Origin of the sequence: Burkholderia catarinensis, assembly GCF_001883705.2 — a bacterium.
Classification (GTDB): Bacteria; Pseudomonadota; Gammaproteobacteria; order Burkholderiales; family Burkholderiaceae; genus Burkholderia; species Burkholderia catarinensis.
In genome coordinates this window covers 39607-53197 of record NZ_MDEQ02000020.1, presented here as the reverse complement: position 1 = coordinate 53197, position 13591 = coordinate 39607, and the positions used below count along the sequence as shown (strand labels likewise).

Below are 13591 nucleotides of genomic sequence, written 5' to 3'. Positions count from 1 at the left end.
CGTCGACAGAGCCTTCAATATGTCAGCATTCGTTACAGAGAACGGTTCACTGGGGCTGAAATCACAGTGGTTGTGGCCGGCGAGACACACCAGGCTGCGATGTGTATAGTCTGAAATTTCCATACACATCGCGAGGTGTGCCATGCGTACCAATATTGAAATCGACGACAAGTTGATGGCCGAGGCGCTTGCCGCAACCGGTGTCAAAACCAAGCGCGAAGCTGTCGAGCTCGGTCTGAAGACGATCATCAGGCTCAAACAGCAAGAGCAGATTCGCCAGTTCCGCGGAAAGCTCCACTGGGAAGGTGATCTCGACGCCATGAGGACGGATCGATGACGCTCGTGGATTCGAGCGTCTGGATTGACTATTTCCGCGGTAAGGTTTCACCGGAAACCGACAAGCTCGACGTTTTGCTCGGCAACGAGGTACTGTTGTCGGGTGACCTGATCGTCGCAGAAGTGTCGCAGGGTTTTTCGGCTGAATCCGAATTCAATGTGGCTCGCCAACTGATGACGGCGCGCTTGAATGTCGTGCCGCTGGTCGGCACCGACAACGCTGTTCAGGCCGCTCGAAATTATCGTGAGTTGAGAGCGCGAGGCGTGACGATCCGTAAGACCATCGACACGCTGATCGCGACTTACTGTATTGAGAACGGCGTTTCACTGCTGTACAGCGATCGCGACTTCGATCCATTCGTTCAATATCTGGGTCTTCGATCAGCCCTTCTGGATGATTGAGCGAAGCCAGGCCAGCCTCGTCGGCATTTAACGATTCGGTAGATGAGCCGTGCCGAGAGTGCTGCCGCTGACTAATCAGGTCAGTGGTGCGTGACAGGTGTTGTGGCGACGCTCGACGTTGAAGTGGTGCCCCATCCGTGGTCTGCACAACGTCCCGTGACTTCCGTCGGCGCCTGCCGAGTGCGGCTTCGTCGCTTCCGCTTTTTAGTGTTTTCGCGGGGTGACAGAAATTTCGGTTTAGGGGCCTGAGCGGAAAGCCTTGCAGGCGTTGACTCGCAGCACAGGCACGATTCAAAGTTAAATGAATTGTGATCCCTTGCCGCCGCAAAATTTTGCACAATGACGGCAGCGCGGCCCGTTGCCGCGATTCCCCCTCGGGAACCCGGCCAGCCGAACGGGGACCGGGGCCGACCCGAACCGACATCCGACCTCGACCTTTACGCCGACGTGCCGCCACCCACCGCCATGGACCAACCGAAACGCATCCTGATCGTCGAGGACGACGCCGACATCGCCGACGTGCTGAGCCTTCACCTGCGCGACGAGCGCTATGAGGTCGTGCACAGCGCGGACGGCGCGGAAGGGCTGCGCCTGCTCGAACAGGGCGGCTGGGATGCGCTGATCCTCGACCTGATGCTGCCGGGCGTCGACGGCCTCGAAATCTGCCGGCGCGCGCGTGCGATGACGCGCTACACGCCGATCATCATCACGAGCGCGCGCTCGAGCGAGGTGCACCGGATCCTCGGCCTCGAGCTCGGCGCCGACGACTATCTGGCCAAGCCGTTCTCGGTGCTCGAACTCGTCGCGCGCGTGAAGGCGCTGCTGCGGCGCGTCGACGCGCTCGCGCGCGATTCGCGGATCGACGCGGGTACGCTCGACGTCGCGGGGCTGGCGATCGACCCGATCGCACGCGAGGCGAGCGTCGACGGCACGCGCATCGACCTCACGCCGCGCGAATTCGACCTGCTGTATTTCTTCGCGCGCCACCCGGGCAAGGTGTTCTCGCGGATGGACCTGCTCAATGCCGTGTGGGGCTACCAGCACGAAGGTTACGAACACACGGTCAACACCCACATCAACCGGCTGCGCGCGAAGATCGAGGCCGATCCGGCCGAACCCGTGCGGATCCTCACCGTGTGGGGCCGCGGCTACAAGCTCGCCGCGCCGGGCCAGCGGGACGCGTCATGAAGCTCACGCTCACCCAGCGGCTGTCGCTCGTGTTCTCGATCCTGCTGCTCGCGTGCTCCGGCGCATCGGCGTGGCTGCAGATCCGCGCGAACGACATGCGCGAGCAGGAAGTCGTGCAGGGGCTGTCGCGCGACCTGGCCGCCAATATCGTCAACAGCGTCGCCAACAACGCGCCGCTGATGGACGCGAACGGGCTGCGCCCCGACGCCGTGCGCACGCTGTTCGGCCAGCTGATGGGCGTGAACCCGAGCGTCGAGGTGTACCTGCTCGACAACGCGGGGCGCATCAAGGGCGACGATGCGCCGCCCGGCCACGTGAAGCGCGACCGCGTCGATCTCGCGCCCGTGCAGCGCTTCATCGCGGGCCAGCCGCTGCCGATCCTCGGCGACGACCCGCGCAGCCCCGACGCGCGCAAGGTGTTCAGCGCCGCGCCGCTGCAGCGCGCGGGGCAGCCGCCGTCGGGCTACATCTACGTGGTGCTGCTCGGCGAGGCGCACGACCGGCTGGTCGCGCGCGTCGACGCCGGCAACGTGCTGCGCACGACGCTGTGGTCGATGGCGGTCGTCGCGCTGCTCGGCCTGCTCGCGGGCCTCACCGCGTTCAGCTTCATCACGCGCCCGCTGCGCCGGCTGACGGACGCGATGCGCCGCTTCGACGCGAACGGCGCGCCCGACACGCAGCCGCCGGTGCCGCGCTCGCCGCCGGGCCGGCGCGGCGACGACATCGTCGTGCTCGAATCCGCGTTCGCGCAGATGGCCGACCGGATCGGCGACCAGTGGCGCGCGCTGACGCACCAGGACCTGCAGCGGCGCGAACTGATCACGAACATCTCGCATGACCTGCGCACGCCGCTCACGTCGCTGCACGGCTATCTGGAGACGCTGTCGCTGAAGGCCGACACGCTCGCCGAGACCGAACGGCGGCGCTACCTGTCGATCGCGCTCGCGCAGAGCGCGAAGGTCGGGCGGCTCGCGCAGGCGCTGTTCGAGCTCGCGCGGCTCGAATCGGGCGGCGTGCAGGCCGAGCGCGAGCCGTTCTCGCTCGTCGATCTCGTGCAGGACGTGTTCCAGAAATTCGAACTGGCCGCGCAGGCGCGCGGCGTCGCGCTGCATGCGCGGATCCCGCCGCGCGTGCCGGTCGTGTCGGCCGATCTCGGGATGATCGAGCGCGTGCTGACCAACCTGCTCGACAACGCGCTGCGGCACACGCCTTCGCACGGCGAGGTCGAGGTCGCGCTGGAGCCGCGGGGCGACCGCGTGGTCGTGACCGTGTCGGATACCGGGGAAGGGATTCCGGCGGCGCGGCGCGAAGGGCTGTTCCAGCGGCCGCAGCGGCCGGCGAGCGGTGGTACCGTGACGAGCGGCGGGCTCGGGTTGCTGATCGTGCACCGGATGCTGGCACTCAATGGCAGCAGTATCCGGCTGGTCGACCAGGCCGGGCGCGGCGCGGTGTTCGAGTTTGCGCTGGCGGTCGCGCAGCAGGCGGCCGGCGACGCGCGCTGAAGCCGGGCGATGTCGCGCCTGGGCGGCGCTCAGCCGCCGCGCTTGCGCCGCACGTCGCTCGGTGTCGTGCCGGTCCAGCGCTTGAATGCGTGGCGGAATCCCACCGCGTCGCTGAAGCCGAGCGTCAGCGCGATGTCCTCGGTGCTGAGCGTGGTCGTGGTGAGATAGTCGATCGCGAGCGCCTTGCGCACGCTCGCCAGCAGCTCGCTGTATGACGTGCCTTCGGCTTCGAGCTTGCGGCGCAGCGTGCGCGACGTGATGCACAGGTTGGCCGCGATCGCGTCGATGTCCGGAAACTGCCCGGGCGTGCGTGTGAGTTCCTGGACCACGCGCCGCGTGACGCCGGCCTGGCTGCGCAATTCGTCGAGCAGGCGCGCGCAGTGCGACGACACCTGCGCGGCGGTGATCGGATTCGCGAGCTGCGGCGCGCGCGCAAGCCATGCGGCCGGATAGCTGAGCACATGATACGGCTGGTCGAACGCGATCGGGCATTCGAGCGCGTCGGCCAGCAGCGCCGCATGCGCGGGCTCCGGCTGCGCGAACTGCGCGCGCGCCGGCACGCACCACGCACCCATCACGTCCTTGATGATCGTCACGTGCAGCGCGAACTGCATGTCGATCAGGAAACGGTACAGCGGCTCGTCGAGATCGGGCAGCGCGACTTCGTGCCGGTCCGGAAACAGCCACGACGCGGCATCGCCCTGTTCGACCCAGCGGATCGCGAGCATGCCGTTCGCGAGCTGGTGGTACTTGACGGCCGAATCGAACGCGTGCGCGAGCGATTCCGAGCACAGCATCGCGTAGCCGTACATCCCGTAGCTCGACGCGTGCAGCAGGCGGCCGACGCGCACGCCGAGATCGGCGCCGTCGTATCGGCCGATCGCATTGCGCGCGGCCGTCAGGAACTGCAGCGACGACGTGAGCGTGAACGGATCGACGACGGCGGCCGGCGTGAGGCCGGTGCCGTCGAGCACCATGGCCGGATCGAGGCCGGCCTGCGCCGCCACGTCGACCAGCACGGCCAGCTTGGCCGGCGTGAAGCGCTGCTCGCGCAGTGCGTGGGTGGGCGCGGCGTCCGGCAGGCGGGCTGCGCGGGCGGCCGTCGGGTTCAAGAGCGGACTGCGCGGCATGAGGGGATCCTGCGTCCGAATCGATATCGTTTACGGCACGCAATTTTGCTCGGGATCGGTCCCATGCGCCACAGGGTTCACCCTGATACCGCGCCGGCGCCACCCGCTTCAGCCAGCCTGGAACACGCCGGCCTGCCACGCGAACGGCTTCGCGAGCCGGTTCCACGTGTTGATTTGCGCGACGATCAGCGTGAGCGTCGCGAGTTCGTCGCGATCGAAGTGCTCGCGCGTCGCGTCGACGAGTGCGTCGCCGATCGCGTTCTCGCTGATCAGCGTGAGCGCTTCGGCCCAGCGCAGCGCGGCCTGCTCCTTCGGGCTGTAGAGGTCGGGCGTTTCGTGCCACACGGGCAGCAGGTTGTAGCGCAGCGGATCGTCGCCCGCGTGGAGGCCTTCCTTGATATGGCGGTCGAGACAGTATGCGCAGCCGTTCAACTGCGACACGCGTGCGCGCACCAGTTCGACGAGCCTGAAATCGTGGCCGGCGTTGTTCGCGTATTCCTCGACGTTGAGCACGACGTCGAGCAGCCGGGCGGGGAGTTGTCCAAACGAGATGCGTTCTGGCATGGCGAATGACCTTTGAGGGAACCGGATAGTCGGATCGTTGGGCGGATTTCTTGTGCTTCGTGTTCCGGTTTGGCGCACTGCCGCGATCGGCGGAATGTGTGCAGTAATCCTGATTATCAGGCGACGGGATCGACCGGCAAGACCAGGCGACGATGCGTGCATGGCCCGTTGTGCGGATGCGTGAGCGTCGGCTTCATCAGTGGCGTACGCGGCACGTTCGGCCGCGGCGAACCGGAAGCGAAGCGATCGTATCAGGTGCGACCGGCGGCAGGAATCGCCCGATCCCGTATGGTGTTCATGTCGATGGGCCGATAGTCGGGGCCGGCTGGCGCAGGCCGAATTGACGGCGCTGCGCGAGCTTGCCCGGACAAGCGCGGCCGTCCGCATGTCCGTTTCGATCATCTTTTCGGCCGCCCGGATCATTTGCAAAGCGCGCCGCGCGGGCGATAGTCGCCGGTCAGGCGGCGGCCCGCGCCCTTCCGGCGTGCAGGCCGCCGTGCGAACGGCGCGCTGCGGGCGCGCCGTCCCAGAGGAGTGAGACATGACGAAGAGACACTGGACCGGGTCGTATGGCTCGATCCCCGCCGAGATCGACGCCGATCGCCATCCTTCCGTAAGCGCGCTGCTGGACGACGCGATGCGCCGCTTCGCCGATCGTCCGGCGTTCCATGCGTTCGGCCGCACGCTCACCTATGCCGACGTCGATCGCCTGTCGACCGCGCTGGCCGCCTATCTGCAGCAGGCCGTCGGCGTCCGCAAGGGCGATCGCGTGGCCGTGATGCTGCCCAACGTGCTCGCGTTTCCGGTCGTGTTCGTCGCCGTCGCGAAGATCGGTGCCATCCAGGTCAACGTGAACCCGCACTACACGGCGCGCGAGCTCGAGCATCAGCTCAACGACGCGGGCGTCGAGGTGGCCGTCGTGTGCGGCGAGTCGATGGGCACGTTCGCCGACGTGGTCGGCGGCACGCGCGTGCGCACCGTGCTGAGCGTGGGGCGCGGCGATCTCGGCGCAGTCGATGCGCCGGCCGGTGCGTGCGATGCGCTGCCGCCCGGTTCGATCGCGCTCGCGGATGCCATCGCCGCCGGCGAATCGCTCGCGTGCGAGCCGGTCGCGCTGGGCGGCGCGGACCTGCTGCTGCTGCAGTACACGGGCGGCACGACCGGTCTGTCGAAAGGCGCCGCGCTGTCGCACCGTAACCTCGTCGCGAACATCGAACAGTTCGCGGCGATCGCGCAGGCCGCGCGGGAGCCGGGCGAGGAGGTCGTCGTCACGGCGATCCCGCTGTACCACATCTTCGCGCTGACGGTGAACTTCCTGTCCTACTTCGCGATCGGCGCGCAGAACTGGCTCGTCGCGAACCCGCGCGACATGGACAGGTTCGTCGACGTGCTGAAGGCCGCGCGGCCGACCGTGTTCGTCGGCGTGAACACGCTGTACGCGGGGCTCGCCGGCCATCCGCGCCTGAAGGAAGTCGACTGGTCGCGGCTGAAGCTGTCGGCCGGCGGCGGCGCGGCGGTGATCGACGTGATCTCGTCGCGCTGGAAGGCGGTGACGGGCAATTTCATCCGCGAGGGCTACGGGCTGTCGGAAACGTCGCCGGTCGTGTCGTTCAACCCGCAGTCGATCGATGCGTTCACGGGCACCACGGGCCTGCCGCTGCCGTCGACCGACGTGAAGCTGCTCGACGATCAGGATCGCGAGGTGGCGATCGGCGAAGCGGGCGAGATCTGCGTGCAGGGGCCACAGGTGATGAGCGGCTACTGGCAGAAGCCGGAAGCGAATGCGGCCGCGTTCACGGCGGACGGCTATTTCCGCACCGGCGACGTCGGCGTGTTCGACGCAGCCGGGTTCCTGCGGATCGTCGACCGCAAGAAGGACATGATCATCGTGTCGGGCTTCAACGTGTACCCGAACGAGGTGGAAGCCGTCGCGACCGCGCTGCCGGGCGTCGCCGAATGCGCATGTATCGGCGTGCCGGACGAACGTACGGGCGAGGCCGTCAAGCTGTTCGTGGTGCCGGCGCCGGACGCGGACGTGACGGAGGAGCAACTCGTCGCGCATTGCCGCGCGAGCCTCGCGGCCTACAAGGTGCCGAAGCTCGTCCGTTTCGTCGACCGGCTGCCGAAGTCGACCGTCGGCAAGATCCTGCGCCGGGAACTCAGCCGCACCGACTGATGGCGCCGAAGTGCCGCGCTGCCGCGGCTGCGCGGCCGGGCGCGCCGAAGGTCTCGCACGGGCCGCTCAAGTACAATGCGAGCGGTTCGATCGACGGGGACGCGATGACCGGCTCAGATCCACTTTCCGCCCGGCCCGGGCGTGCGCTGCCGTCGCCGAGCGCGACGGTGCCGATCTCGCTCGTCAACGGCTTCCTGGCAAGCGCGGGCGCGCAGCGCGACGTGGTCGAACGTTACCTGCGCGGGGCCGGCATCCCGATCGAGCTGCTCGGCGAACCGCATGCGCGCGTGACGGAGGAGCAGTTCTCGACGCTGTACCGCACGCTCGCGATCGACCTCGACGACGAGATGCCCGGCATCTTCTCGCGCCCGCTGCGCGGCGGCACGCTGAAGTACCTGTGCCTGAGCCTGCTCGATGCGCGCAACCTCGAAACGGCGCTGCATCGTTTCGGCCAGTTCTTCCATATCCTGCTCGACGACTTCTTCGTCGAATCGAAGCGCGACGGTCTCGTCGCGCAGGTGCTGCTGCGCCCGAACGAGGCCGTCGGCCCGATCGGCGCGCTCGGCCAGGAGCTGATGCTCAAGCTCGTGCACGGCGTGTGCTCCTGGCTGATCGGGCAGAAGATCCCGCTGCTGCAGATCGAGTTCGCGTGCCCGCGGCCGCGTCATGCGGTCGAGCACCTGTACTTCTTCACCGGCTCCGTGCAGTTCGACCGCGAGCGCACGCTGATGCGCTTCAGCGCGGACTACCTCGACGCACCGATCCGGCAGAGCAAGCGCAACCTGCGCAAGTTCCTCGCGCGCGCGCCCGGCGACTGGATCTTCGAATCGTTCAGCGAACAGCTCGTGTGCCATCGCGTGCGGCAGTACCTGTCGGCGGCGCTGCCCGACCTGCCCGCGATCGACCAGGCGGCCGAGCACTTGCATTGCTCGGTGCGCACGCTGAGCCGCCACCTGGCCGCCGAAGGGACGACGTTCCAGGTGCTGAAGGACGAACTGCGTCGCGACATCGCGATCCAGCGCCTGACCGATACGCCCGACACGATCGCGGCGATCGGCGCCGACATCGGCTTCGACGATCCGAGCGCGTTTCACCGCGCGTTCCGGCACTGGACGGGGAGCACGCCGGGGACTTACCGGCGGCAGGCGTAGCATGTTGTTTCAAGCCGGCTCCCATAACCGGCTCCCTTCGTTCGTTCCCATGGACGGCTCCCGTCGGAGAATCCCATAACCGTCTCCCGATATCGCTGCCGGCATCTCCCCGCCGCCCCGGCCGGCACGTCGGTTGCTCGCCGTTTTCGTCCAAACCGGCTCCGCTCGAATCCATGTCCGGCGGGCCATTTCCGGTCGGGCCCCCGGATCCCGTGGCCGATTTTGTCACTATGTGGGCCGGATATGACACTGGAAATCGGCGATCGCCGCATTAGGATGGATCATCACGTCGCCTGGGTCCGGCTCTGGCCGGTTTTGCCTCATCGGGCCCTATGGCGCGCCTCATTCACCGCCTGATTGGAACATCGACCATGAGCTATAACGCCCCCGTCAAGGACATGCTGTTCGTGCTGAAGGAACTCGCGGGCATCGACGCCGTCGCGCAGTTGCCGGGCTTCGAGGATGCCGGCTACGACACGGCGCAGGCCGTGCTCGACGAGTCCGCGAAATTCTGCGGCGAGGTGCTGGCGCCGCTGAACGTCGAAGGCGACCGCAACCCGAGCAGCTGGAAGGACGGCGTCGTGACCGCGACGCCGGGCTTCGGCGAAGCGTTCCGCCAGTTCGTCGAAGGCGGCTGGCAGGGTCTGCAGCATCCGACCGAGTACGACGGCCAGGGGCTGCCGAAGCTGATCGCGACGCCGTGCATCGAGATGCTGAACGCAGCGAACCTGTCGTTCGCGCTGTGTCCGTTGTTGACCGACGGCGCGATCGAGGCGCTGCTGACGGCCGGCACCGACGAGCAGAAGCAGCGCTACGTGCCGAAGCTGATTTCGGGCGAATGGACCGGCACGATGAACCTGACCGAGCCGCAGGCGGGCTCCGATCTGGCGCTGGTGCGCTCGCGCGCCGAGCCGCAGGGCGACGGCACGTACAAGGTGTTCGGCACGAAGATCTTCATCACGTGGGGCGAGCACGACATGGCGGACAACATCGTCCACCTGGTGCTCGCGCGCACGCCGAATGCGCCGGAAGGCGTGAAGGGCATCTCGCTGTTCATCGTGCCGAAATTCATGGTCAACGCGGACGGCTCGCTGGGCGCGCGCAACGACGTGCACTGCGTGTCGATCGAGCACAAGCTCGGGATCAAGGCGAGCCCGACGGCGGTGCTGCAGTACGGCGACCACGGCGGCGCGATCGGCTACCTGATCGGCGAGGAGAACCGCGGCCTCGAATACATGTTCATCATGATGAACGCGGCGCGCTTCGGCGTCGGGATGCAGGGGATCGGCGTGGCCGACCGCGCATACCAGAAGGCGGCGGAATTCGCGAAGGAGCGCGTGCAGAGCCGCCCGGTCGACGGAACGGCGAAGCAGTCGGTGACGATCATCCATCACCCGGACGTGCGCCGGATGCTCGGCACGATGCGCGCGCTGACCGAAGGCGCGCGGGCGCTGGCGTATGTGGCGGCGGCGCACAGCGACATTGCCCACCGCCATTCGGACGAGGCGACGCGTGGCCGTCATCAGGCAATCTACGAGTATCTGGTGCCGGTCGTGAAGGGCTGGAGCACGGAGATGGTGAACGACGTGGCGAGCCTGGGCGTGCAGGTGCACGGCGGGATGGGCTTCATCGAGGAGACGGGCGCGGCGCAGTACTACCGCGATGCGCGGATCCTGGCGATCTACGAAGGCACGACGGCGATCCAGGCGAACGACCTGGTCGGGCGCAAGACGATGCGCGACGGCGGCGCGGTGGCGAAGGCGCTGATCGCGGAGATCGGCGACACGGTGGCGGCGCTGGGCAAGCTGGACGGCGCGGCAGCCGCGTCGATGAAGGCGCAGCTGGAGCAGGGCGCGCGTGCGCTGTCGTCGGTGGTGGATTACGTGGTGGCGAACGTGAAGCAGGACCCGAACGCGGTGTTCGCGGGCAGCGTGCCGTACCTGAAGCTGGCGGGCGTGGTGCTGTGCGGGTGGCAGATGGGTCGGGCGCTGGTGGCGGCGCAGGCAAAGCGCGCGAGCGACCCGGCATTCTTCGACGCGAAGATCGCGATCGCGCAATGCTACGCGGAGCACATTCTCGTGCAGGCAGGTGGCCTCGCGGCGTCGATCGTCGGCACGAAGGGCAACGAGAGCGTGCTCGCATTGACGGAAGACCAGTTCTGATCGTAATGGTCGGGACGCAGGAGGAGACAGGATTTTGACCACACAGGACTTGCTCGCGCAATACGGCCCGCGCGAATCGATGGAATACGACGTCGTGATCGTCGGCGGCGGCCCCGCGGGGCTGTCTGCGGCGATCCGGCTCAAGCAGCTGGCCGCCGAGAAAGGCACCGAGATCGGCGTGTGCGTGCTCGAGAAGGGTTCCGAGATCGGCGCGCACATCCTGTCGGGCGCGGTGATGGATCCGCGCGCGATCACCGAACTGTTCCCCGACTGGAAGGAACGCGGCGCCCCGCTCGATGTCGAGGTGACGGAAGACCGCTTCCTGTTCCTGTCCGAGAAAAGCGCGGTCACGACGCCGAACTGGGCGCTGCCCGAGAACTTCAAGAACCACGGCAACTACGTGATCTCGCTGGGCAACGTCACGCGCTGGCTGGGCACGCAGGCGGAAGCCTTGGGCGTCGAGATCTTCCCGGGCTTCCCGGCCGCCGAGATCCTGTACAACGACGACGGCTCGGTAAAGGGCGTCGCGACCGGCAACATGGGCGTGGGCAAGGACGGCGAGCCGACCGAGAACTTCCAGCTCGGCATGGAACTGCACGCGAAATACACGCTGTTCGCCGAAGGCTGCCGCGGCCATCTGGGCCGCCAGCTGATCTCGACGTTCAAGCTCGACGCGAACGCGGATCCGCAGGCGTACGGGATCGGCATCAAGGAACTGTGGGAAATCGATCCCGCGAAGCACAAGCCGGGCCTGGTGATCCACACGGCCGGCTGGCCGCTGAAGTCGGATACCTACGGCGGCTCGTTCCTGTATCACATGGACAACAACCAGGTGATGGTCGGCTTCGTGGTGGGCCTCGGCTACACGAACCCGTACCTGTCGCCGTTCGAGGAATTCCAGCGCTACAAGACGCACCCGTCGATCCGCGCATTCCTCGAAGGTGGCAAGCGCGTGTCGTACGGCGCACGCGCGATCACCGCGGGCGGGCTGCTGTCGCTGCCGAAGACGGTGTTCCCGGGCGGCGCGCTGATCGGCGACGATGCGGGCTTCCTGAACGCGTCGCGGATCAAGGGCAGCCACGCGGCAATCAAGACCGGCATGCTGGCCGCGGACGCCGCGTTCGACGCGGTGCAGGCCGGCCGCCAGTCGGACGAACTCAACGCGTATCCGGACGCGTTCAAGCAGTCGTGGCTGTACACGGAGCTGTACCGCGCGCGCAACTTCAAGCAGTGGATGGCCAAGGGGCTGTACCTGGGCACGCTGATGGTCGGGCTCGAGCAGAAGGTGATGGGCGGCAACATGCCGTGGACGCTGCATCACAAGCACGCGGACCACGAGATGCTGAAGCCGGCGTCGCAGTGCGAGCCGATCGTGTACCCGAAGCCGGACGGCAAGCTGACGTTCGACCGGCTGTCGTCGGTGTTCGTGTCGAACACGAACCACGAGGAGAACCAGCCGGCGCACCTGACGCTGAAGGATGCGAACGTGCCGGTGAACGTGAACCTGCACACGTACGCGGGGCCGGAGGCCCGCTTCTGCCCGGCGGCGGTGTACGAGTTCGTGAAGAACGACGACGGCAGCGACCGGCTGGTGATCAACGCGCAGAACTGCGTGCACTGCAAGACCTGCGACATCAAGGACCCGACGCAGAACATCGTGTGGGTCACGCCGGAAGGCGGTGGCGGGCCGAATTACCCGAACATGTAACGCAAACGCATCCCTGCGCCTGCGGGCGCGAACGAACCGGAGTGAGACGATGAGCAATGCAGCGAAGGAAGTCGTGGTGGTGAGCGGTGTCCGTACCGCGATCGGTGATTTCGGCGGCAGCCTGAAGGATTTCTCGCCGACCGACCTTGGTGCGAAGGTCGTGCGCGAAGTGCTGGCGCGTGCGAACGTGCCGGGCGACGCGGTCGGGCATGTCGTGTTCGGTCACGTCGTGAACACCGAGCCGAAGGACATGTATCTCGCGCGCGTCGCCGCGATCGACGGCGGCGTCGCGCAGCACGCGCCGGCGCTGACCGTGAACCGCCTGTGCGGCTCGGGCCTGCAGGCGATCGTGTCGGCCGCGCAGACGATCATGCTCGGCGATGCCGACGTCGCGATCGGCGGCGGGTCGGAGAACATGAGCCGCGCGCCCTACACCGTGCCGGCCGCGCGCTTCGGCCAGCGCATGGGCGACGGCAAGCTCGTCGACATGATGCTCGGCGCGCTGCACGACCCGTTCCAGACGATCCACATGGGCGTGACGGCCGAGAACGTCGCACGCAAGTACGGGATCTCGCGCGATGCGCAGGATGCGCTCGCACTCGAATCGCATCGTCGCGCGGCGCGCGCGATCGCGGAAGGGCGCTTCAAGGACCAGATCCTGCCGGTCTCGATCCGCACGAAGAAGGGCGAGGTCGCGTTCGACAGCGACGAACACGTGCGCCACGACGCGAGCCTGGACGACTTCTCGAAGCTTCGGCCGGTGTTCGTGAAGGAGAACGGCACGGTGACGGCCGGCAACGCGTCGGGCATCAACGATGCGGCAGCCGCCGTGCTGATGATGAGCGCGGACGCCGCGCGCGCGCAGGGCGTGAAACCGCTCGCACGCCTCGTCGCGTATGCGCACGCGGGTGTCGATCCGGCCTACATGGGCATCGGCCCGGTGCCGGCCACGCAGAAGGCGCTCGAACGCGCGGGCCTGAAGATCACCGATCTCGACGTGATCGAGGCGAACGAGGCGTTCGCCGCGCAGGCCTGCGCGGTCACGCAGGAGCTCGGCCTCGATCCCGCGAAGGTCAACCCGAACGGGTCGGGCATCTCGCTCGGTCACCCGATCGGTGCGACCGGCGCGCTGATCACGGTCAAGGCGCTGTACGAGCTGAAGCGCATCGGCGGGCGTTACGCGCTCGTGACGATGTGTATCGGCGGCGGCCAGGGGATTGCCGCGATTTTCGAGAACATCTGATAATCGAACGCTCAGCACCCGAACACACA

At 67.3% G+C, this 13591-nt stretch carries 11 protein-coding genes; 9 read left to right on the top strand and 2 right to left on the bottom strand.

Going from position 1 to position 13591, the window contains the following annotated elements; translation table 11 throughout:
* Positions 1 to 142 precede the first annotated feature (142 nt).
* The 4 genes from BFF94_RS27375 (at position 143) to BFF94_RS27360 (ending at position 3428) form a co-directional block, all read left to right on the top strand.
* On the top strand, positions 143 to 337 hold the full coding sequence (locus BFF94_RS27375; RefSeq protein WP_095400851.1) for a type II toxin-antitoxin system VapB family antitoxin: 195 nt from the start codon (positions 143 to 145) through the stop codon (positions 335 to 337).
* Entirely contained in the window at positions 334 to 738 is a 405-nt protein-coding gene (vapC, locus tag BFF94_RS27370) for a type II toxin-antitoxin system VapC family toxin (protein ID WP_128841454.1), read from the top strand. Before BFF94_RS27375 ends, vapC begins: the two co-directional genes overlap by 4 nt.
* A 465-nt stretch (positions 739 to 1203) precedes the next feature.
* Complete coding sequence (locus BFF94_RS27365; protein ID WP_128841455.1) at positions 1204 to 1926, top strand: response regulator transcription factor; 723 nt, start codon at positions 1204 to 1206, stop codon at positions 1924 to 1926.
* Positions 1923 to 3428: a sensor histidine kinase gene (locus BFF94_RS27360; RefSeq protein WP_219140079.1), complete on the top strand. Its 1506-nt coding sequence runs from the start codon at positions 1923 to 1925 to the stop codon at positions 3426 to 3428. The genes BFF94_RS27365 and BFF94_RS27360 overlap by 4 nt, the downstream gene beginning before the upstream one ends.
* 29 nt (positions 3429 to 3457) lie before the next feature.
* Here BFF94_RS27360 and BFF94_RS27355 read toward each other — a convergent pair whose 3' ends face one another.
* Positions 3458 to 4558, bottom strand: a complete 1101-nt coding sequence (locus BFF94_RS27355) for an AraC family transcriptional regulator (RefSeq protein WP_128844278.1) — start codon at positions 4556 to 4558, stop codon at positions 3458 to 3460.
* 108 nt (positions 4559 to 4666) lie between these two features.
* Positions 4667 to 5122: a carboxymuconolactone decarboxylase family protein gene (locus BFF94_RS27350; RefSeq protein WP_158062008.1), complete on the bottom strand. Its 456-nt coding sequence runs from the start codon at positions 5120 to 5122 to the stop codon at positions 4667 to 4669.
* Positions 5123 to 5663: 541 nt separating this feature from the next.
* Between BFF94_RS27350 and BFF94_RS27345 the strand changes: the two genes are divergently transcribed.
* From BFF94_RS27345 to bktB, 5 genes are all read left to right on the top strand, one after another.
* Complete coding sequence (locus BFF94_RS27345) at positions 5664 to 7298, top strand: AMP-binding protein (protein ID WP_128844273.1); 1635 nt, start codon at positions 5664 to 5666, stop codon at positions 7296 to 7298.
* Positions 7298 to 8449: an AraC family transcriptional regulator gene (locus BFF94_RS27340; RefSeq protein ID WP_128844270.1), complete on the top strand. Its 1152-nt coding sequence runs from the start codon at positions 7298 to 7300 to the stop codon at positions 8447 to 8449. Before BFF94_RS27345 ends, BFF94_RS27340 begins: the two co-directional genes overlap by 1 nt.
* Positions 8450 to 8820: 371 nt before the next feature.
* Positions 8821 to 10611 (top strand): acyl-CoA dehydrogenase, encoded by a 1791-nt coding sequence (locus BFF94_RS27335; RefSeq protein ID WP_128844268.1) that lies wholly within the window; start codon positions 8821 to 8823, stop codon positions 10609 to 10611.
* Between the two features lie 79 nt (positions 10612 to 10690).
* Complete coding sequence (locus BFF94_RS27330) at positions 10691 to 12319, top strand: electron transfer flavoprotein-ubiquinone oxidoreductase (RefSeq protein WP_372454337.1); 1629 nt, start codon at positions 10691 to 10693, stop codon at positions 12317 to 12319.
* A gap of 49 nt (positions 12320 to 12368) precedes the next feature.
* Positions 12369 to 13562 (top strand): beta-ketothiolase BktB, encoded by a 1194-nt coding sequence (bktB, locus tag BFF94_RS27325; protein ID WP_128848659.1) that lies wholly within the window; start codon positions 12369 to 12371, stop codon positions 13560 to 13562.
* Positions 13563 to 13591: the final 29 nt, after the last annotated feature.

Coding starts and splice junctions, on each gene's coding strand:
- BFF94_RS27375 (WP_095400851.1), top strand. CDS start 143: ATGCGTACCAATATTGAAATCGACGACAAGTTGATGGCCGAGGCGCTT.
- vapC (WP_128841454.1), top strand. CDS start 334: ATGACGCTCGTGGATTCGAGCGTCTGGATTGACTATTTCCGCGGTAAG.
- BFF94_RS27365 (WP_128841455.1), top strand. CDS start 1,204: ATGGACCAACCGAAACGCATCCTGATCGTCGAGGACGACGCCGACATC.
- BFF94_RS27360 (WP_219140079.1), top strand. CDS start 1,923: ATGAAGCTCACGCTCACCCAGCGGCTGTCGCTCGTGTTCTCGATCCTG.
- BFF94_RS27355 (WP_128844278.1), bottom strand. CDS start 4,558: ATGCCGCGCAGTCCGCTCTTGAACCCGACGGCCGCCCGCGCAGCCCGC.
- BFF94_RS27350 (WP_158062008.1), bottom strand. CDS start 5,122: ATGCCAGAACGCATCTCGTTTGGACAACTCCCCGCCCGGCTGCTCGAC.
- BFF94_RS27345 (WP_128844273.1), top strand. CDS start 5,664: ATGACGAAGAGACACTGGACCGGGTCGTATGGCTCGATCCCCGCCGAG.
- BFF94_RS27340 (WP_128844270.1), top strand. CDS start 7,298: ATGGCGCCGAAGTGCCGCGCTGCCGCGGCTGCGCGGCCGGGCGCGCCG.
- BFF94_RS27335 (WP_128844268.1), top strand. CDS start 8,821: ATGAGCTATAACGCCCCCGTCAAGGACATGCTGTTCGTGCTGAAGGAA.
- BFF94_RS27330 (WP_372454337.1), top strand. CDS start 10,691: ATGGAATACGACGTCGTGATCGTCGGCGGCGGCCCCGCGGGGCTGTCT.
- bktB (WP_128848659.1), top strand. CDS start 12,369: ATGAGCAATGCAGCGAAGGAAGTCGTGGTGGTGAGCGGTGTCCGTACC.